Genomic DNA, 18,513 nt, shown 5'->3' on the forward strand with positions numbered 1-18,513 from the left:
CTGTGACGCTGGAAAATCCTGATCTCTTGTATAAGCTGAGCTTATGCGAAGCCTTCGCCACCTCCTGCCCTCCGCCGGCAGCCTGATCGTCTTCGAGGCGGCCGGCCGGTTGTCGAGTTTCACCGCCGCCGGGCGCGAGCTCGGCATGACGCAGGCCGCAGTTTCCTATGCCGTGCGTGGGTTGGAGGAACAGCTTGGCGCCACGCTGTTCCAGCGCCGCCACCGCCAGGTCAGCCTGACCGAGGCCGGCGAGCGCTTCCATGCCGACGTCTCGCTCGGCCTTTCCCACATCCGCAAGTCGGCGGAGGACCTGCGTCTGCAGGCGACTGGCGGCCATGTGACGCTCGCCGCCTCGACGGCCTTCGGCTCGTTCTGGATGATGCCGCGCCTGCAGCGGTTCCGCGATGAATTGCCGGGCATCGATCTGCGCATCCAGACCGGCGACCGAGATCTCGACATCATCGCCGAAGGCATTCCGCTTGCCGTGCGCGGAGGCGTGCCACGCGACTGGCCGGACTACCACTCGCTAGCGCTCTCCGACGAAGAGATCTTTCCGGTCGCGGGTCCCAGTTATCTGACGAAATTCGGCCGGCCCGAGACCGTCGAGCAACTGGCGACACACCGCCTCATTCATCTGGAAGAGCCCTATCGCGAGGCCCCGAACTGGGACGAATGGTTCCAATCGGCCGGAGCCAGTCTCCGCAATGCGGAGCGTGGCTTGCGCATCAATGACTATGCGATTGTGATCCAGGCGGTCATGGAGGGGCAAGGCATCGCGCTCGGCTGGCGCCACCTTGTCGAGCGGCTGCTGTCGACCGGGCTGCTGGTGCCGGTGACGGACCACATCATGAAGACGGGCACCGCGTTCTACGTCATCTGGCCGAAGAACCGCGAGCTCAGCGACAATGCGCGCAAGGTCAGGGATTGGCTTCTGGCGCAGGCGTAAAGTGGCCTCGCGCGCGCCCACCGAATCCGTGTAAGATCAGAGCATGCCCATCCGCCAGCTTTCCGAAACGATGATCAACCAGATCGCCGCCGGCGAAGTCATCGAGCGTCCGGCGAGCGTGGTCAAGGAACTGGTCGAGAATGCGCTCGATGCCGGGGCCAGCAAGGTAGAAGTCGTCACATCGGGCGGCGGGCTGAACCTGATCCGCGTCACCGATGACGGCTTCGGCATTCCTGAACGGGAACTGGCGCTGGCCATCGCACGCCACTGCACCTCCAAGCTCACCGAGGATATCAACGACATTCGTTCCCTCGGCTTTCGCGGCGAAGCGCTGCCATCGATCGGCTCGGTGTCGCGGCTGTCGATCCGCTCGCGCACGGCCTCTAGCGACAGCGCCGCAGAGATCGGCATCGAGGGCGGCCGCGTCCTGCCAATCAAGCCGGCGGCGGCCAATCGCGGCACCACGGTCGAGGTGCGCGACCTGTTCTTCGCCACGCCGGCACGGCTGAAATTCATGAAGGGCGAACGCGCCGAAAGCTCGGCCATCAGCGACATCGTCAAGCGCATCGCCATCGCCTTCCCCACAGTGCGTTTCACGCTGGCCGGTTCCGACCGCACGACTCTGGAACTGCCGGCTACCGATGACAGCGCGGACGGCAGCTTGCGCCGGGTCGCGCAGGTGATGGGCGCCGACTTTCCCGACAATTCCATTGCCATCGACGCGATGCGCGAAGGCGTGCACCTGACCGGCCATGTGTCGATCCCCTCCTTCACCCGCGCCAACGCATTGCAGCAATATGCCTATGTCAACGGCCGCCCGGTGCGCGACAAGCTGATCGCCGGGGCGATCCGCGGCGCCTTCGCCGACGTCCTGCCGCGCGACCGCCATGCGGTGACGGTACTGTTTCTTTCGCTCGATCCGGCCATCGTCGACGTCAACGTCCATCCGGCCAAAGCCGATGTCCGCTTCCGCGATCCGGGCCTCGTGCGCGGGCTGATCGTCGGCGCGATCCGGCAGGCATTGGCCGATGCCGGCATCCGCTCGGCCACCACCGGCGCCGCCGGCATGATGGCAGCGTTTCGGCCGGGCAGCCCGTCCTATGCGCATCCCGGCCCGGCCAATGGCCATCGCAGCTACGACGCGGCCTATCGCGCTTCAGGCGCCGCCGGCTTCGATCCCGCGCGCTCGCCGCAGCGGCCGCTCGACATGCAATTCGACAGCCCGGGCTTTGAACACACCGGCGCAAGACAGGGCGGATTTGGCGAAAATGAGCAAGCCGCGTTCGATGCCGGCCCGCTTGCCAGCGCCGATGCGCGCGCCGGGCAGAGCGAGGCGGCGGAGACGCTGCTCGGCGCGGTGCTGGGGGCCGCGCGCGCGCAGGTGCATGAGAACTATATCGTCGCCCAGACCAGGGATTCGCTCATCATCGTGGACCAGCACGCGGCCCATGAGCGGCTGGTTTACGAGGCGCTGAAGAACGCGCTGCACGCGCGGCCGGTGCCGTCACAGATGCTGCTTCTGCCCGAGATTATCGACCTGCCGGAGGAGGACGCCGAGCGGCTGGCCGTGCATTCCGAAACGCTCGCCCGCTTCGGCCTCGGCATCGAGCGTTTCGGACCGGGTGCGGTCGCCGTGCGCGAGACGCCGTCGATGCTCGGTGAGACCAACGTCCAGCAATTGGTCCGCGACCTCGCCGACGAGATTGCCGACAACGACACGGTCGAGACGCTCAAGGAACGGCTGGACAAGATCGCCGCCACCATGGCCTGCCATGGCTCGGTGCGCTCCGGGCGGCTGCTCAAGGCCGAGGAGATGAACGCTCTGCTGCGCCAGATGGAAGCGACGCCGGGCTCAGGCACCTGCAATCATGGCCGCCCGACCTATATCGAGCTGAAGCTGGCCGACATCGAGCGGCTGTTCGGACGGCGGTGAAACGGCTGCCCGGCGGCCAGCCCTCATTTCCTCCGCTGATATTTCCTTGTCCGTGAATTGAAGACGTAATCGACCGCGGTTCCGGCGCCACCGCCTCGAAAATTCACGGAAATGACGTCCTTGCCTCGCTCCACCCATTTCTCGACGTTCATATAGATGGTCGTCATCAGCATGCCGGCACTGCACACGTCATCATCGGCGAAGGTAATTTCCTGGACAACCTTGCGGCTGCTCTTTTTGATGACACGCATTTTTTCCATGCAGAGGCCGGCGCTGGTATTCGTGTAAATTCCCGAAAACCTGTCGGTGGCTGTCTGCGCCCAGAAGGAAATCTCGACGGTGCCGTCGATCTTCGCCTCGCCGGTGTCATCCAGGCTCGCTATTTTCTTGAGGGTGACGGGATATCTATCCGTGCCCTTGCTCCAGCTTCCGGTCACTGCGTTTCCATTGAGGTCGAGGGAGAATGGGCAGCTTGTGGTATCGACAGCGGGTCTCGGCCCCTGCACAATTATCCGATAGAATTCCTTGTCGTCTGAAATCTCGCAAAGCACGAACTTGGTGCCGGTGACCGTGCCATACAGCGCAATCGGGCTCTGCTTCGCGTCGTAGAAGTAGCTTCCATCGACCTTTGGCGCGCTGCCTAAGCTATCATATGTCTGTATGGAGAAATGGATGGGAGACGGCCCGAGGAAACCCTCGTAGTTTTCCACGTGGTACCAACCCGCGACGGCTTTCGCGTTAAGCAGCAACAAGCAAACGACCGTTGAGATAAAACGTCTTCCCATCCCGACCTCGCAGCGCCCGCGACGACCATCCGCCAAGACCGAGTGACAGTTGCCTTGCCTTGCGGCAGCCGTCAACTGGCGATGAAATCGGTGGTTCCCGACACGAGTCAGGGAAAGATCGCAAGCTTTTGAATCAGCGTTTCAAATTCACCACGATGACACCGCCGAGCGCCAGCGCGCCGCCGAGGATGCCGAGCAGCGTCGGCACCTCGCCCAGCCAGAAGAAGCCGATCAGGGCCGACATCGGCGAGACCAGATAGAGGAAGTTCGAGGCACGCGCCGCCGGCAGGCGCGACAGCGCGGTTGCCCACGCCGCATAGGCAATCAGGCTCGGCACGATGCCGAGATAAATGACGGCGCCGAGGCCGGCAGTGTTGGCGACAGCGGCCTGTTGCAGAGCGGTGGGCAGGAAGGGCGCCAGGCAGAGCGCGCCGAGCACCATGTTGGACGCCGCGATCGTCAGCGGATGATGACGGGCAAACAGCGGCTTCTGGACGATGGTGTTGACGGCCGAGCAGAGGGCCGAGCCAAGTACCAGCAGCGCGCCGGCATTGAAATGAAGGCCATGCCCGTCGGCGACGGCGATGATGCCGATGCCGGCGAAGGAGATGACCGTGCCGATCCAGGCCAGGCCGGAGAAGCGCTCGCCGAGCAGCGCCATTGCCATGATGGCGGTAAAGATGGGGCTGACATTGATGATGAAGCCCGCCGCTCCGGCCGAGACCGTCAGTTCGCCGAAATTGAGCATCGCCGTGTAGAGCGCGACGAAAATGGCGCCGCCAAAGGCGAAGCGCCAGAGATCGCCAATCCTGGGCAGAGCCGGTCGCTTGACGGCAAGGAAGATCGCCGCCGGCACGGCGGCGATGGCAAAGCGCAGGGCGCCAAGCTCCAGCGGCTGAAAGGCGGCGAGCCCGGCCCGGATCGCCGGGAAGGCGGAGGCCCAGCCGATCACCGTCAGCGCCACGGCAATGGCGGCCGTGGTGTCCATCCGCTGTGTCGAATTCAACGTGCCTGTCGTCATGCTCATCCCAGTGCCTCGGATTCTTCAGGTCTCGGGAGCAGGAAACGCCTTTCCAGGTCAATTGACAAACGACCAAATCGAGGGTCACCTGTGAGCATGGATCACAGCTCGAACAGTATGCTGCCCTTGGAGACGTTGCGCGCTTTCGACGCGGCGGCGCGCACGGGGAGCTTCTCGGCCGCCGCCGAAAAACTCAACCTCACACATGGCGCGGTCAGCCGGCAGGTCGCCAAACTCGAGGACTGGCTTGGCCTGAAGGTTTTCGAGCGCGGCGCGCGCGGCGTGACGCTGACCAACGAAGGCAATCGCCTGCATCTCAGGACCACCGAAGCCTTCGCGCTGATCTCGGTCAATTCCGACCGGTGGGTGGAGCCGCGCGGCACCGCGGTGGTGCGCCTGGCCTCCATTCCTTCGGTGAGCGGCCTGTGGCTGATGCCGCGCATGGCGGCGCTGGAGAACGATCCCACCCGCCTGCGCATCGTGCTCGATGTTGACAACCGCCAGGCCGATCTCGCCGACGAAGGCATCGATCTGTCGGTGCGCTGCGGTCGCGGCCGCATCCCGGGCCGTGTCTCGGTGCAACTGTTCGAAGAATATCTCTTCCCGATCGCCTCGCCGGGCCTCGCACGGGAGATCGGCAGCGGCGATCCAGCCCGGCTGCTCAAATTCCCGCTGATCAACGATTCCGACGCTTCGGGCTGGCGCGCCTGGTTGGCCGCGCAGGACATGGACTACCGGCCGCGCCCGCAAGACCGTCGTTTCGAGGATTACAATCTGGTGCTCGATGCAGCGGCTCATGGCCTCGGCATCGCGCTGGCGCGGCCGCCGCTCACCGAGCACCAGATACAGTCCGGCCGCCTCGTCGCCGTTGACGATCGCACCGTGCTCAATCCCGTTTCCTACTGGCTGGATCGTCCGGTGGGCCGGCCGCGCGCGGCCGCCGCGGATCTCGCCAGGCGCATTGCCGAACAGGCCGGGCTTGCTTCGGCAAGGCTGGAAGCTTTCCTGCAGGATGAGGATTAGGCTCTGACGCATCTCGGAGAATACGTGACGGCCGCTGCTGGAAATCGCGTGATACTCGCTTAACGGAACAGCAAAAGCACGATCGTGGTGGTTGCGGCCGAGACGATGGCCGTCACGATCGATATCGTCCACAGCGACGACGGAACTGGCTCGGATCGGGGAGCATGGCCCGCTGGACGGATGGAGGCGCCGCGCGGTTGCGGCGCGTTGGCATTGGCCGCGACCAGCACCGCGGCCGAAGCGACGGCCGGCGAGAATGTGGATAGGGCCGGCGGCGCCGCGAGTTTGGGGGGGCTGTCGTTGGCCGTTATCCGCGGCGGAGCGAAGCCGCGCGAAGCCTGATCGGTGTCCGTCCCTGCCCCACCCGTCGAGGCCCGTGCCAATGCATGGTGGGTGGCGGCGTCAGGTTCCATGACGGCCCGGTAGGCATCCTCGATCTCGGGGGAGGACAGGCGTTGCGAGGTTTGACCGGCCGGCCGCGGTAGCGAGCCTTGCAGCGCCTGGGCGGCGAACTGCGCCGATTGCACCATCGCGGGCGCCGCCGGCTGGACGAGCGCCTTGACCAGAGCCGCGGTCGCGGGATCGGCCCTGGGCGAAGGCACCGGCCCGGGAATGAGCGCTTCTTTCAGCAAAGACGTCATACTGGCATTGGCGATGTCCATGGCGCTTCCTGACAACCATTGTGCCATACCGCAATATTATATGAGCATTGCGCCAAGCTTGACCTTGCCCACGATTTATGGCGATTGAATCCCGATGAACTCAAGTACCGTTGCATGATGAACCGTTTCGAAGGCCCGGGCGGCAAGGAAGCCCGCATCCGCTATCTCGATGGCGATTTCCAGGTCACCAGCCCGGGCTCGTTCGTGCGCTGCGCGGTGACGGGCGAAAACATCCCGTTGGACGAGCTGAAATACTGGAGCGTCGCCAGGCAGGAACCCTACGTGAACGCCACCGCATCGCTGCGCCGCGAAATCGAGGTGCATCCGGAGTTGCGCAAACGAAGTTAAAAGCGGCTCAGTCTATGATAGAATCTGACCCGCTCTCCTTCATTGTTTTACGCAATTCCGGACTGAAGACCGCCACGCACTTTTTCCTGAAGTAGCTTCATCTCCTCAACTTGCGCTGCCGCCAGGCATCGAGCGTTTCCTCGATGATGCGTTCGGGCACGTGATCAAGCTCGAACACAGTGTCGATTTCCAGCACGTCGAGACGGTCGAGAAAGTCCTGCGGGGCGCCGTGACGGAGCCGGGCGGCGTCCTTGGCGGTGGTGATCAGGCCAAGGCCTTCGGCGCGTGCCGTCGCGGCCAGTTCGGCAAGCTCGTCCTCGGCGTAGAAGTGATGGTCCGGAAAGGGCCTGGACAGGACCACTTCGCCGCCGGCGTCACGCACCGTGTCGAAGAACTTTTCGGGATGACCGATGCCGGCAAAGGCCAGGAACCGCTTTCCGGCAAACCCGGCCGTGCTGCTCGGCTCCGTGTGGGCCTCGAAGATCGGCCGGCCGGCACGCGCGGCTCGGCGGACCACGGCGTCGGCGGCCGTGCCCTCGCCCATCTTCAGCAGCCCGCTGGTGAAAACCAGCTGGTCGACGATCTTGGCCCTGAGTGGACCGCCCGGGATGACGCGGCCATTGCCGATCCCGTAGCGGGCATCGACCACGACCAGCGCATAATCGATGTGGATGCGCGCGCTCTGAAAGCCGTCGTCCATGATCAGGAAATCGCAACCGTGTTTTTCCAGCAGCAGCCGGGCGCCGGCGGCACGGTTCGGCGTCACCGCCACCGGGGCATGTTCGGCCAGCAGCAGCGGTTCGTCGCCGACATGCCTGGCGCTGTCATGGCTGACATCGACGACATGCGGCTCGGCGAAGGAACCGCCGTGGCCGCGCGACAGGAACCCGGGCTTCAGATGCATGCGCTTGGCCTGTTGGGCGAGCGCGATCGCCACCGGCGTCTTGCCGGTGCCGCCGACGGTGAAATTGCCGATACACAGAACCGGCGCCTGGATCTTCTCGCGCCGGGCCCGCCGCATGCCGCGACCGGCAACCAGCGCGTAGACAGCCGACAGCGGCGACAGCGCCAGGACCTTCCAGTCCGGCTCTTCCCACCAGAATGGCGGTGCTTCGGAGGCCATTCTAACGCCCGTTGGCGCCCTTCAGGCGCGCCTTGACCACCAGCGGCTGGATATAGGGTTCGAGCGATTTGAGCGTGCGTGCCAGTGCGCCGCGCATCTCTTCGACAGTCGCGATCCCCGCCGCCATCATCTCGTGGCGCGCCACTTCGTTGGTCAGGAGGAAATTGACGGCGCCGGCCAGCATGTCGCGGTCGCGCACCAGCTTGGCGCCGCCGCTGTCGAGCAGGCGCTGATAGGCCTCGCGAAAATTCTGCACGTTGCGCCCGGCGAGAACGGCGGTGTCGAGCATGGCCGGCTCAAGCGGATTCTGGCCGCCTTCGGAGGTCAGCGAGCGGCCGACGAAAGCGATTTCGGTCAACCGGAGATACAAGCCCATTTCGCCGATCGTATCGCCAAGCAAGATATCGGTATCGGCCCCGATACGGTCGCCCTTGCTGCGCCGCGCGACTTTAAGGCCCATGCCGGAAATCTGCGCGGCAAGGGCTTCGGCCCGATCGGGATGGCGCGGAACGACGATCGTCAAAAGGCCGTGGTGACGCCTGTGCAGCGTCGCGTGAACTTCCGCGGCGACCACTTCCTCGCCATCATGGGTCGAGATCGCCGCCCAGGTCGGCCGATCGCCGATCTGCCGCTGCAATGTGCCAAGCGCTCGCAAGTCGACCGGCGGCGGGTTGGTGTCGACCTTGAGATTGCCCGACACCGTCACCGGCCGGGCGCCGAGCGCCCGAAAACGCTCGCCGTCGACGTCGGACTGGGCAACGACATGGGCCAGATTCTCGAACAGGGCCTCGGCGATGTTGGCCCGCTTCTTCCAAGACATGAAGGAGCGATCGGAGAGCCGGCCATTGACCAGCACCTGCGGCACGTGGCGGGCACCAAGTTCGAGGATGGTCATCGGCCATATCTCGGATTCGGCGATGATCGCCAGATCGGGTTTCCAGTGATCGAGGAAGCGGCTGACCGCCGGCTTCAGATCGAGTGGCACATATTGGTGAATGATGCGGTCGCCGAGCCGCTCGTCGACGACCTGGGCCGAGGTGACCGTACCGGTCGTCAGCACGATGTTGACGCCATAGTCGAGGATGCTTTCGACAAGCGGCACGACGGCCAAGGTCTCGCCGACGCTCGCGGCATGGATCCAGATCACCGGGCCCTCGGGGCGCGGCCGGCCGGCGACGCCGTAGCGCTCGCGGCGGCGATTGCGGTCTTCCTTGCCGCGCGAGGTGCGCCAGGCGACGTAAGGCCCGACCAGCGGATAGGCGGCCGCGCCGGCAAAACGGTATGCCGACAACATGGTGCGGGCCCAGCGGCCGCTCACCGCGGGCCATCCACGAGGCGGTAGGCCTCGGCGGTCGCGGCATTGAGGGCGGTGGTGATTTCCTGGCGCTTGCGTTCCATTTCGGCGTCATCGGCATCCGCCGCCACAAAGATCGGCGTGCCGATGGTCACGGCGGAGCGGCCGAAGGGCAGGTTGATGGTGGTCTTGTCCCAGCTCTTTTCCAGCACCTTGCGGCGGCTGGTGGCGATGGCGACGGGCAGCAGCGGCCGGCCGGAGAGGCGAGCCAGGAGAACGATACCGAGCCCTGCATCGCGCGGGGTACCATGGGGAATGTCTGCGATCATGGCGACGTTCTTGCCTGATGTGAGCGACTTTTTGAGGGCGATGAGCGCCTTGGCCCCGCCCTTGTCGAGATGCCTGGCATTGTCGCGCCCGCCCGAACCGCGCACCGCCTCGATGCCGAATTTCTCCAGCATCAGGGCGTTGAGCTCGGCATCGGCGCTACGCGACACCATGGCAACCAGCGGCTTGCGCTTGGGGTAATAGGCCGGCGTCAAAAGATGCTGGCCATGCCACAGAGCAATGATCCCCGGCTCGAACTCGGCATAGGCGCCGCCCGAAAAGCGCGCCGATCCGGCGACCAGGGGGCTGGTCGCGCGAACCAGCCGCACGAACTGCGCGAGCAGGCTGGCAATGGCGTTCTTGACGAATCGCGACTGCGCGAGCGGTTCGCGAATCCTGCGCCAGAAGGCCTTGGTCGTACGGCTGCGGCCCCTGCCCGTGGGCGCGGCCTCGCCGGCTGGCTCTTTCGCCAGATCATGCTCCATCGAAGTCAACCGGCGGCCTTGCTATCGGGATCCAGCAGACGGTGCAGATGAACGACGAAATAACGCATATGGGCATTGTCCACGCTGGCCTGCGCCTTGGCCTTCCACGCCGTGTGCGCGGATTGATAGTCCGGATAGACGCCGACGATGTCGAGCGCATCGAGATCGCGGAACTCGGTGCCGCCAAGTTTCTTCAGTTCGCCGCCGAACACCAGATGCAAAAGCTGTTTCTTTCCGTCTTCCGCGGCCATGTCGGTCCTTCACATATCGTGAGTTTGTGACAGGTCTAGACCAAAGCCGCCGACTTTGGAACCTTCGAAAAACGCTTTCAGCCATCCAGCCCGGCTATGACGTCGACCAGCACGGCCAGCAGTTCGCCGCTGCCGGCCGCGAGCGCACCGTGGCGGGTCACCTCGCCGGCATAGGACGGCGCGTGGCCATGCGGGTCGAGCAGTTGGCCACCTGCCTCGCGCAGGATGAGGTCTGCGGCGGCGATGTCCCAGTCATGCGCGTTCGGCTTGACGAAGGTGCCGTCGAGCGTGCCACTGGCGATCATCGCCAGGCGGTAGGCAAGCGAAGGGCTGTAGGGCGCCCGTTGCAGCCGCTCCTGCCAGCCGGCCGGCATCAGGTCGATCAACTGCTTCAGGCCGGAAATCTCGGGCTTGTCGCCTGGCTTGCGCACCGCAATGCGCTTGCCGTTGCGGAATGCGCCCTGGCCTGGCAGCGCGGAATAGGTCTCGTCCATCGCCGGGCATTCGAGCACGCCGGCGAGCGTGCGGCCATTCTCGACGACGGCGACGCTGACGCACCAGGCGCGCTGGCCTTCAAGGAAGCCGCGCGTACCGTCGATCGGGTCGACAACGAAGGTGCGGCGCGCCGAAAGCCGCGCCGGGTCGTCGGCCGTCTCTTCCGACAGCCAGCCATAATCCGGCCGTGCCGCAAGCAACGTCTGGCGCAGATACGCATCGGCGGCATGATCGGCTTCGCTGACCGGCGAGGTGCCGCCCTTCATCCAGACCTGCGGATTATTGCCGAAGTAGCGCATGGCGATGAGACCCGCCTCGCGGGCGGCGTCGCGCAGCAGCGGCAGGTCCAGATCGGCACCGGCGGTGGTCAGCTCATGCTCCGGCAAGGGTCATGCCTTCGATCAGGAGCGTCGGGGCGGCGGTGCCGAAATTGCGATCAAGGTCATTCGCGGGCATCATGTTGAGGAACATCGTCTTCAGGTTCGAGGCGATGGTGACTTCGGCGACCGGATAGGCAAGCGCCCCATTTTCGATCCAGAAGCCCGAAGCGCCGCGGCTGTATTCGCCGGTGAGCATGTCTACGCCCTGGCCAAACACTTCGGTGACGTAGAAGCCGCTCTTGAGCGAGCCGATCAGGTCTTCCGGCGACCTTTCGCCTGGCTCGATGGCAAGATTGGTGGAAGACGGTGAGACGGAGGAGCCGCCGCGCGTGCCGCGCCCGTTGGTGACGAGGCCGAGCTCCCGGGCCGCCGATGTCGACAGGAACCAGTGATTGAGGACGCCCTTTTCGATCATCAGGAGTTTCTCGCCCTCGACGCCTTCGCCATCGAACGGGCGCGAGGCCTGGCCACGGCGCCGCAGCGGCTCGTCGGTGACGGTGATGGCGGACGCGGCCACCTGCTTGCCCATCATGTCGCGCAGGAACGAGGTTTTTCGCGCGACGGAAGCGCCGTTGATGGCCCCGGCGATATGGCCGGCAATGCCGCGCGCGACGCGCGGGTCGAACACCACGTCGACCGACCCGGTCGCCGCCTTGCGCGCGCCAAGGCGACGCACGGCCCGTTCGCCGGCCCGGCGGCCGATATCCTCGGCCGCGTCGAGATCGGCAAAATGCTGGCGCGAGGAGAATTCGTAGTCGCGTTCCATGCCGGTGCCCTCGCCGGCGATCACGCTGGCCGAGCGCGAAAAGCGCGAGGCGACATACTGGCCGAGAAAACCGTGCGAGGTGGCCAGAACCAGCCCGCCCAGCCCGGCGCTGGCATTGCTGCCGGCCGAATTGGTTACGCCGTTGACGGCGAGAGCCGCCGCCTCGGCCGCAAGGGCCGCCTCCTTCAACTGGTCCGCCGACACTTCGGTTGCATCGAACAGGTCCAGATCGCGCGTCTGTCTGGCGAGCAGCGCGGGGTCGGCAAGACCCTGGTAGGGATCCTCGGGGGACACTTTGGCCATGGCGACGGCGCGCTCGGCAAGGGCCTTCGGGTCGGACGCTGCGGTGGCCGATACACTGGCCACACGCTGGCCGACGAACACCCGCAGCGAAACGTCGTCGCCCTCGGACGCCTCTGTGTTTTCGACCTTGCCAAGCCGCACCGAAACAGCGGTCGAGCGGCCACGCACCGCGACGGCGTCCGCGGCATCGGCGCCAGCGCGTTTGGCGGCCTCGACCAGGGCCGCGACACGGTCCGTCAATTTCGCGGCGTCGAGCTTGTCGGTCATGCACTTGATCCTGTTTTCTTCAGCCTGTCCGGAAGGCAGGTGCTGCCGCACCATCTATTGTTCCACTGCCGCTTGTGCAATGGCCGAAGGGCAATCAGGATGTTGCGACCAAATCGCCATCGAAGCGCCCGCAAAGAGCGGACGTCGCGGTTTTTGCCTAACTGGAGCCTTCGCCATGACGCCTTTCCATCTTGCCTTTCCAGTCCGTGATCTCGATGAAACCCGAACTTTCTATGGCGAGGTGCTGGGCTGTGCGATCGGCCGCTCGTCGGCGACCTGGGTCGATTTCGACCTCTACGGCCACCAGATGTCGGCGCATTTGCGGCCGCAGGCCGCGCGAGCTGCAAGCGACGGCAAGGTCGACGGCATTTTGGTGCCGATCCCGCATTTCGGCGCTGTGCTCTTGATGGACGACTGGCAGCGCCTGGCGACGCGGCTGGAAGCGCGCGACGACATAGACTGGCTGGAGCGGCCAATGGTCCGCTTCAAGGGCGAGCCCGGCGAACAAGCGACATTGTTTATCCGGGATCCCTCGGGCAATGCCTTGGAATTCAAGGGCTTTCGCTCGCTGGAGCAGGTATTCGCGCATTGAGATCAAAGGGGCGGCAGCCCGTCTTCAAGATGCCGGGACCGGAGTCCAGATCACGTCCTCGATCTTCTGCGCGCCGGTCGCCAGCATCACCAGCCGATCGAAGCCGAGCGCGATGCCGCTGGCCTGCGGCATGACGGCCAACGCGGCGAGGAAGTCCTCGTCCAGCGGGTAGCGCTCACCATAAACGCGCTCTTTCTCGTCCATCTCGATGACGAAGCGCCGGCGTTGCTCGGCCGCGTCGGTCAGTTCGCCAAAGCCGTTGGCGAGCTCGACGCCGCAGCAATAGAGCTCGAAGCGTTCGGCGACGCGCGGATCCCTCGGGCTCGGCCGCGCCAGTGCCGCCTCGGCGACCGGGTACTCGCAAAGAATGGTCGCGCGGCCGAGGCCGAGATTGGGTTCGATCTTTTCCACCATCACGCGGCTGAACAAATCGGCCCAGCTGTCGTCAGGCGCGGTGCGCAGACCGGCCTGGATCAGAGCGGCATGCAGCGCGTCCCGGGCCGTGCCGCCATCGGGCGCGACCGTGGCCAGCAGATCGATCCCGGCGTGGCGGCTGAAGGCGTCCGCCACGGTCAGCCGCTCCGGTTCGGAAAACGGATCGCAGTCGCGGCCCCTGAAAGAGAAGTGCGTGGCCCCTGCCCGTGTCGCGGCCAGCGCCAGCAGATCGGCGCAGTCGCGCATCAGGCTTTCATAGGTCTCGCCCACCCGATACCATTCGAGCATGGTGAATTCGGGATGATGCAAGGGACCGCGCTCGCGGTTGCGGTAGACGGCCCCCAGGCTGAAAATGCGCTGCTCCCCCGCCGCAAGCAGTTTCTTGCAGGCGAATTCCGGCGAGGTGTGGAGATAAAGCGGCGAGCGGGCGCCATCCGGCCCGACCGCTTCGGTGGCGAAGGCCGCCAGATGCGCCTCGTTGCCGGGCGAGACCTGCAGCGCCGCCGTCTCCACCTCAATGAAGTCGTTGCGGGCGAACCAGTCGCGCAAGGCAGCCGTCATCCCGTTGCGCAGCATCAAGCGCGGACGGCGGTCGGCATGGACATGCGGCGTCCACCAGGGCGACGCGGCGGTCATCAGCGCGCTTCGGTTCGCCGAGGGGGCTGGCGGTTCGCGCCAAGATGCGCTAGGCCCCCATCCAGCGCCGCGCAAGCCGGCAAACGCCAGTCAACTCTCGCAGGATTTAAAACCGTGGTGAAAGTCATCGCCAGTTCGCTCCGCAAAGGCAATGTCGTCGACAAGGACGGCAAGCTTTATGTGATCCTCTTCGCCGAAAACATCCACCCCGGCAAGGGCACGCCCGTGACGCAGCTCGATATGCGCCGCATCGGCGACGGGGTGAAGGTGTCGGAGCGCTACCGCACCACCGAACAGGTGGAGCGCGCCTATGTCGAGGAGCGCGAGCACACCTTCCTTTACGCCGATGGCGAAGGCTATCACTTCATGAACCCGGAAACCTACGACCAGGTGGCGGTGTCTGAAGCCGTGGTCGGCGACGCGGCGCCCTATCTGAAGGAGGGCATGCCGGTGCAGGTGTCACAGTTCAACGGCATCGCGATCGCCCTGGTGCTGCCGCAGCGTGCCACCTTCGAAGTGGTCGAGACCGAGCCGACGACCAAGGGCCAGACGGCATCGTCTTCCTACAAGCCGGCCGTGCTTTCCAATGGCGTGCGCACCACCGTGCCGCCGCACATCGCGCCTGGCACCCGCGTCGTGGTGATGACTGCGGACGGATCCTATGTGGAGCGGGCGAAGGACTGAGCGAAGCGGAGGCATTGTTGCCGCCTCGGCATTGATGCCCCGCCGACACGGCACAAAGTAGCCTCGCAGTCTCGCTGACCGCGATCACGACCTGGCTGGTGTTCTTGTCCTTTTTGCTTCGACCTTGGCGGAACGCCGTTCAATTGCGACCTCCACCTCCCGCTTCAGCCGATCCTTGATTTCAACCGTCTCGCTCATCAGGGCCTCGATCTTCAGGAAATCGAGGACGCGGTATTTCGATACCGCTGGGCGGACCAGTATGTCAGGCTGGCACTGTTTCAGCTTGTTGGCGATGATCGACTGCATCATCAATTGCGTGGCGCCGAACATCAGGTCGACGGAGGTCGGCTGCTTGCGGTCGGCCTCTTCCGGCGCGCCGACCACGTCGACGCCGATGATGATATCGGCATCCTTCTCGATCAGGTCGAAGGGCACAGGGTTGTAGATGCCGCCGTCGATCAGCAGCCTGCCGTCGCGCGTCACCGGACGGAAGACGGCAGGAATGGCGGCAGAGGCAGCAAGGGCGGAATGCAGGTCGCCATCGTCGAACACGGCGAGCTTGTGGCCGAAATAGTCGGTTGCCGTCACCTTCAGCGGGATTTTCAATCCGGCGAAGGTTTCGGGAATAGCCTCGGGCAGAAACGCCTTCAGGATGCGCTCGACATTGAACTGGCTGACGCGGATGCCATTTTGCATAGCTTCCGCGATCGTGCCCGGCCGCGCCCGCCACATACGGCTCGCCACCTCGGCGCGGCGGCCGAGGATCGAGCGAGCATAGTCGTGGATATCCTTGCCGGTCATGCCCGAGGCCATGCCGGCGCCCATTATGGCGCCGATCGACGAGCCGGCTATCGCCACCGGCTTGATGCCGAGCTCGTCCAGCGCCTCGATGACATGGATATGCGCCAGACCGCGCGCGCCGCCACCGCCGAACGCTATGCCGAAAGTGGGGCTCATCCCTTGCCGGCTCCCGCCAGCGGCGGCCCGACCACCATGATGGTCGGCTCCGCCGTCAGCAGCTTCTTCGCCGCCGCCTTGACCTGATCGATCGTCACCGCGTTGATATAGCCTGCCCGGCGCTGCATGTAGTCGATGCCGAGATCGTCGATCTGCAGCTCGACAAGCGTGGCGGCGATGGAACTCGACGAATCCAGATTGCTGATCGCATAGGCGCCGATCAGATATTTCTTGGTCGCCGCCAGTTCGGCCTCAGTCGGGCCATCCTCGGCCAGGCGCTTGGCGACGTCGCGCACGATAGCGAGCGTCTCGGCCGCGCGATCGGAGCGCGTCCCAGTGGTGACGATCAGCGCATTGGCATGGTCCTGGTTGACCAGGGAGGAATTGACGCTGTAGGCGAGCCCGCGCTTTTCGCGGACCTCCTGGAACAGGCGCGAGGTGAAAGTTCCACCGCCGAGGATCTCATTCATCAGCACCGCCGGGAAGAAATCCGTCGCCTTGCGCTTCACGCCCGGCCAGGCGAGCTGCAGCGATGTCTGCGGCAGGTCGTAATTGACCTCGATATGCTGCGCCAGCTTGGGCTCGATATCGGCTACAGGAGCGAGCGCCTGGTCCCGCGGCAAGTCGCCGAACACCATGTCGAGCTTCTTCTTCAGGGTCTCGGGGTCGATGGCCCCGACCACGGCGACATGCAAGCCGCCGCGCGCGAACACCGCCTTGTGCAGGGCCTCGAGATCGGCCTGCGTGACGGCGGCGATGCTCTGCCTGGTGCCCTGGTCGGAACGCGAATAAGGGTGGTCGCCATAGACGGCGCGCGCCCACCGGTTCTGCGCCACCGTGTCGGGATCGTTCTCGTTGGCGATGATGCCGGACAGGACCTGCGCGCGGATGCGGTCGATCGGCGCCTGGTCGAAGCGCGGCTCATTGACCGCCAGACGCAACAGGTCGAAGGCTTCGTCGCGCTGTTCGGCCAGCATGCGCATGGAACCGTAGATGCCATCGCGGGTCTCGTCGAAGCTCATTTCCGCCCCGGCATCGTCGAGCTTGATCTGGAAGGCTTCCGAGTCGAGCGGGCCGGCACCCTCGTCGAACAGGCCGGTCATCAGGTTGGCGAGACCTTCCTTCCCCACCGGATCTTGCGTCGAGCCGCCGCCGAAGACGAAGCGGACGGCGACCACCGGCACGGAATAGTCCTCGACCAGCCAGGCCGTGACGTCTTTCGAGGAGGTAACGGACTGGATCTCCATGGCGCGGGCGGCAAGTGCCGGCAGAACCAGGAAGAGGACGGAGAGGAAGAAGGTTGCGAGGGCGTGGAGGGCCTTCCCTTCTCGCACGAGGGGAGAAGGGGGAGCCTGGCGGGGCGACGTCAACGCGCCGCTAAACTGGTTCGTCATCATCAATTCCCCGCCTGTTGCTGCGGCAAGAGATAGCCGGTCGTCGAGCGGGCCAATACCAGATAGCGCGCGGCAACGGCCTTGACCTCGTCGGTGGTGACCTTGCGGATGCGGTCCGGCCATTGCTGCACATCCTGGACGTTGCCGCCGGTGGCAAGCGTCGAGCCATAGATGTTGGCCATGGAATCCTGCTTGTCGCGAGCAAAGATCATCGACCTGACATAGCGGTCCTTGGCTTTTTCGAGCTCGTCCGGGGTGACGCCGTCGCTGGCGATGCGCGCCACTTCCGCATCGACCGCGGCTTCGACGTCGGCCAGCTTGGCGTCACCGCGCGGCGCGCCGTAGACGGTGAAATTGGTGTCGTCGAGCATGGTGCCCTGGAAGTACGCACCGGCGCCGGAAGCAATGCCCTGCTTGACGACAAGGGCCTGGTAAAGCCGGCTGCGGTTGCCGCCGCCGAGGATCTCGGCCAGCAGATCGAGCGCTTCGGCCTCGCCGGGCTTCGCAGTGTGATAGGAGGGCACGACCCATTGTGTCGAGAAACTCGGCACGCTGACGCGAGCGTCGGAGAGCGTGACCGTGCGCCTGGTGTTCTGCTCCGGCTCGACCGGACGGACGCGCGGCGGCAGGTCCGGCCCGCGGGCCACCTTGCCATAGGTCTTTTCGGCCAGCGCCTTCACCGTGTCCGGTTCGACATCGCCGGTCACGATCAGCACGACGTTGTTGGGCCGGTAGTATTTGTTGTAGAACGCCACCGCGTCGGTGCGGTTCAGCTGCTCCATCTCCTGCATCCAGCCGATGACCGGGATGCGATAGGGCTGGTTCTGCCATAGCGTGGCATCGACCTCTTCGTCGAGCACGGCCTGCGGATTGTTGTCGATGCGCGAGCGGCGCTCCTCCAGGATGACATCGCGCTCGGTCTTGATGACGTCATCGGTGAGGATGAGGTTGCGCATGCGGTCGGCTTCGAAGCTCATCATCAGCTCGAGCGCCGACGGTGCCACCGTCTCGTGGAAAGCGGTGTAGTCGTAGGAGGTGAAGGCGTTGTTGGAGCCGCCAATGTCGGAGACGGCGCGGTCGAACTCGCCGGCCGCGTGGTGGGCCGTGGCCTTGAACATCAGATGCTCGAAGAAATGGGCGATGCCGGATTTGCCCGGCGGCTCGTCGGCGCTGCCGATCTTGTACCAGACCATGTGGGTGACGATCGGCGCGCGGTGATCGGGAATGACGACCACTTCCATGCCGTTGTCGAGCAGGAAGTCCGTGACCTTGAACTCGGCCGGCACTGTGCTTGGCAATACGGGGCCGTCCGCCAGGACGGGGGCGGTCATGAACAATGCCAGCGACGTCGCCAGCAGCGTGGCCCGAAGCCATTCAGTCCTTGATGTCATCGATGGCTCCGGTTT

19 protein-coding genes are annotated in these 18,513 nt (G+C 65.1%); 6 read left to right on the forward strand and 13 right to left on the reverse strand.

The features are described 5' to 3' along the window. Window positions 1–43 precede the first annotated feature (43 nt). Both MESAU_RS22575 and mutL read left to right on the forward strand, forming a co-directional pair. Window positions 44–946: a LysR substrate-binding domain-containing protein gene (locus MESAU_RS22575; RefSeq protein ID WP_015318339.1), complete on the forward strand. Its 903-nt coding sequence runs from the start codon at window positions 44–46 to the stop codon at window positions 944–946. A gap of 43 nt (window positions 947–989) precedes the next feature. Then, on the forward strand, window positions 990–2,879 hold the full coding sequence (gene mutL, locus MESAU_RS22580; protein WP_015318340.1) for a DNA mismatch repair endonuclease MutL: 1,890 nt from the start codon (window positions 990–992) through the stop codon (window positions 2,877–2,879). A 23-nt stretch (window positions 2,880–2,902) separates the two neighbouring features. On the opposite strand, the gene MESAU_RS22585 is transcribed toward mutL, so the two are convergent. Further along, a complete protein-coding gene (locus MESAU_RS22585) occupies window positions 2,903–3,664 on the reverse strand; it encodes a hypothetical protein (protein WP_015318341.1) in 762 nt (253 codons plus the stop codon). A gap of 133 nt (window positions 3,665–3,797) precedes the next feature. Continuing rightward, window positions 3,798–4,691, reverse strand: a complete 894-nt coding sequence (locus MESAU_RS22590; RefSeq protein ID WP_015318342.1) for a DMT family transporter — start codon at window positions 4,689–4,691, stop codon at window positions 3,798–3,800. Window positions 4,692–4,781: 90 nt separating this feature from the next. Between MESAU_RS22590 and MESAU_RS22595 the strand changes: the two genes are divergently transcribed. Further along, window positions 4,782–5,708, forward strand: coding sequence for a LysR substrate-binding domain-containing protein (locus MESAU_RS22595; protein ID WP_083883064.1), 927 nt, complete (start codon window positions 4,782–4,784; stop codon window positions 5,706–5,708). A 59-nt stretch (window positions 5,709–5,767) separates the two neighbouring features. On the opposite strand, the gene MESAU_RS22600 is transcribed toward MESAU_RS22595, so the two are convergent. After that, window positions 5,768–6,370 carry a hypothetical protein gene (locus MESAU_RS22600; RefSeq protein WP_015318344.1) on the reverse strand — a complete coding sequence of 201 codons (603 nt, stop codon included), beginning with the start codon at window positions 6,368–6,370 and terminating at the stop codon, window positions 5,768–5,770. Window positions 6,371–6,484: 114 nt separating this feature from the next. Between MESAU_RS22600 and MESAU_RS22605 the strand changes: the two genes are divergently transcribed. Next, window positions 6,485–6,718 carry a DUF2093 domain-containing protein gene (locus MESAU_RS22605; RefSeq protein ID WP_010915490.1) on the forward strand — a complete coding sequence of 78 codons (234 nt, stop codon included), beginning with the start codon at window positions 6,485–6,487 and terminating at the stop codon, window positions 6,716–6,718. 97 nt (window positions 6,719–6,815) lie between these two features. On the opposite strand, the gene lpxK is transcribed toward MESAU_RS22605, so the two are convergent. From lpxK to MESAU_RS22635, 6 genes are all read right to left on the reverse strand, one after another. Then, window positions 6,816–7,841 carry a tetraacyldisaccharide 4'-kinase gene (gene lpxK, locus MESAU_RS22610; RefSeq protein WP_015318345.1) on the reverse strand — a complete coding sequence of 342 codons (1,026 nt, stop codon included), beginning with the start codon at window positions 7,839–7,841 and terminating at the stop codon, window positions 6,816–6,818. 1 nt (window position 7,842) lies between these two features. Next, on the reverse strand, window positions 7,843–9,159 hold the full coding sequence (gene waaA, locus MESAU_RS22615; protein WP_015318346.1) for a lipid IV(A) 3-deoxy-D-manno-octulosonic acid transferase: 1,317 nt from the start codon (window positions 9,157–9,159) through the stop codon (window positions 7,843–7,845). Further along, window positions 9,156–9,947 (reverse strand): lysophospholipid acyltransferase family protein, encoded by a 792-nt coding sequence (locus tag MESAU_RS22620; protein ID WP_015318347.1) that lies wholly within the window; start codon window positions 9,945–9,947, stop codon window positions 9,156–9,158. The genes waaA and MESAU_RS22620 overlap by 4 nt, the downstream gene beginning before the upstream one ends. 5 nt (window positions 9,948–9,952) lie before the next feature. Further along, window positions 9,953–10,198, reverse strand: a complete 246-nt coding sequence (locus MESAU_RS22625; protein ID WP_015318348.1) for a DUF4170 domain-containing protein — start codon at window positions 10,196–10,198, stop codon at window positions 9,953–9,955. A 77-nt stretch (window positions 10,199–10,275) separates the two neighbouring features. Further along, window positions 10,276–11,079: a 3'(2'),5'-bisphosphate nucleotidase CysQ gene (locus MESAU_RS22630; RefSeq protein WP_015318349.1), complete on the reverse strand. Its 804-nt coding sequence runs from the start codon at window positions 11,077–11,079 to the stop codon at window positions 10,276–10,278. Next, on the reverse strand, window positions 11,066–12,409 hold the full coding sequence (locus tag MESAU_RS22635) for a TldD/PmbA family protein (protein ID WP_015318350.1): 1,344 nt from the start codon (window positions 12,407–12,409) through the stop codon (window positions 11,066–11,068). The genes MESAU_RS22630 and MESAU_RS22635 overlap by 14 nt, the downstream gene beginning before the upstream one ends. Before the next feature lie 175 nt (window positions 12,410–12,584). Here MESAU_RS22635 and MESAU_RS22640 point away from each other — a divergent pair, with 175 nt between their 5' ends. Continuing rightward, the gene (locus tag MESAU_RS22640; RefSeq protein WP_015318351.1) at window positions 12,585–13,001 is read left to right on the forward strand and encodes a VOC family protein; all 417 of its coding nucleotides are present in this window, start codon (window positions 12,585–12,587) and stop codon (window positions 12,999–13,001) included. A gap of 24 nt (window positions 13,002–13,025) precedes the next feature. Here MESAU_RS22640 and epmA read toward each other — a convergent pair whose 3' ends face one another. Next, window positions 13,026–14,072: an EF-P lysine aminoacylase EpmA gene (gene epmA / locus MESAU_RS22645; protein WP_015318352.1), complete on the reverse strand. Its 1,047-nt coding sequence runs from the start codon at window positions 14,070–14,072 to the stop codon at window positions 13,026–13,028. A gap of 114 nt (window positions 14,073–14,186) precedes the next feature. On the opposite strand from epmA, the gene efp reads away from it, so the two are divergent. After that, complete coding sequence (gene efp, locus MESAU_RS22650) at window positions 14,187–14,756, forward strand: elongation factor P (RefSeq protein WP_015318353.1); 570 nt, start codon at window positions 14,187–14,189, stop codon at window positions 14,754–14,756. A gap of 84 nt (window positions 14,757–14,840) precedes the next feature. On the opposite strand, the gene MESAU_RS22655 is transcribed toward efp, so the two are convergent. The 3 genes from MESAU_RS22655 to MESAU_RS22665 are packed head-to-tail and all read right to left on the reverse strand — an operon-like array spanning window position 14,841 to window position 18,498. Further along, the gene (locus MESAU_RS22655) at window positions 14,841–15,713 is read right to left on the reverse strand and encodes a patatin-like phospholipase family protein (protein ID WP_015318354.1); all 873 of its coding nucleotides are present in this window, start codon (window positions 15,711–15,713) and stop codon (window positions 14,841–14,843) included. After that, entirely contained in the window at window positions 15,710–17,107 is a 1,398-nt protein-coding gene (locus tag MESAU_RS22660) for a M16 family metallopeptidase (protein ID WP_015318355.1), read from the reverse strand. The genes MESAU_RS22655 and MESAU_RS22660 overlap by 4 nt, the downstream gene beginning before the upstream one ends. A 2-nt stretch (window positions 17,108–17,109) precedes the next feature. Further along, a complete protein-coding gene (locus tag MESAU_RS22665; RefSeq protein ID WP_015318356.1) occupies window positions 17,110–18,498 on the reverse strand; it encodes a M16 family metallopeptidase in 1,389 nt (462 codons plus the stop codon). Window positions 18,499–18,513: the final 15 nt, after the last annotated feature.

It is taken from the genome of Mesorhizobium australicum WSM2073, assembly GCF_000230995.2.
GTDB lineage: Bacteria > Pseudomonadota > Alphaproteobacteria > Rhizobiales > Rhizobiaceae > Mesorhizobium > Mesorhizobium australicum.

Coding starts and splice junctions, on each gene's coding strand:
- MESAU_RS22575 (WP_015318339.1), top strand. CDS start 44: ATGCGAAGCCTTCGCCACCTCCTGCCCTCCGCCGGCAGCCTGATCGTC.
- mutL (WP_015318340.1), top strand. CDS start 990: ATGCCCATCCGCCAGCTTTCCGAAACGATGATCAACCAGATCGCCGCC.
- MESAU_RS22585 (WP_015318341.1), bottom strand. CDS start 3,664: ATGGGAAGACGTTTTATCTCAACGGTCGTTTGCTTGTTGCTGCTTAAC.
- MESAU_RS22590 (WP_015318342.1), bottom strand. CDS start 4,691: ATGAGCATGACGACAGGCACGTTGAATTCGACACAGCGGATGGACACC.
- MESAU_RS22595 (WP_083883064.1), top strand. CDS start 4,782: ATGGATCACAGCTCGAACAGTATGCTGCCCTTGGAGACGTTGCGCGCT.
- MESAU_RS22600 (WP_015318344.1), bottom strand. CDS start 6,370: ATGGACATCGCCAATGCCAGTATGACGTCTTTGCTGAAAGAAGCGCTC.
- MESAU_RS22605 (WP_010915490.1), top strand. CDS start 6,485: ATGATGAACCGTTTCGAAGGCCCGGGCGGCAAGGAAGCCCGCATCCGC.
- lpxK (WP_015318345.1), bottom strand. CDS start 7,841: ATGGCCTCCGAAGCACCGCCATTCTGGTGGGAAGAGCCGGACTGGAAG.
- MESAU_RS22620 (WP_015318347.1), bottom strand. CDS start 9,947: ATGGAGCATGATCTGGCGAAAGAGCCAGCCGGCGAGGCCGCGCCCACG.
- MESAU_RS22625 (WP_015318348.1), bottom strand. CDS start 10,198: ATGGCCGCGGAAGACGGAAAGAAACAGCTTTTGCATCTGGTGTTCGGC.
- MESAU_RS22635 (WP_015318350.1), bottom strand. CDS start 12,409: ATGACCGACAAGCTCGACGCCGCGAAATTGACGGACCGTGTCGCGGCC.
- MESAU_RS22640 (WP_015318351.1), top strand. CDS start 12,585: ATGACGCCTTTCCATCTTGCCTTTCCAGTCCGTGATCTCGATGAAACC.
- epmA (WP_015318352.1), bottom strand. CDS start 14,072: ATGACCGCCGCGTCGCCCTGGTGGACGCCGCATGTCCATGCCGACCGC.
- MESAU_RS22655 (WP_015318354.1), bottom strand. CDS start 15,713: ATGAGCCCCACTTTCGGCATAGCGTTCGGCGGTGGCGGCGCGCGCGGT.
- MESAU_RS22660 (WP_015318355.1), bottom strand. CDS start 17,107: ATGACGAACCAGTTTAGCGGCGCGTTGACGTCGCCCCGCCAGGCTCCC.
- MESAU_RS22665 (WP_015318356.1), bottom strand. CDS start 18,498: ATGACATCAAGGACTGAATGGCTTCGGGCCACGCTGCTGGCGACGTCG.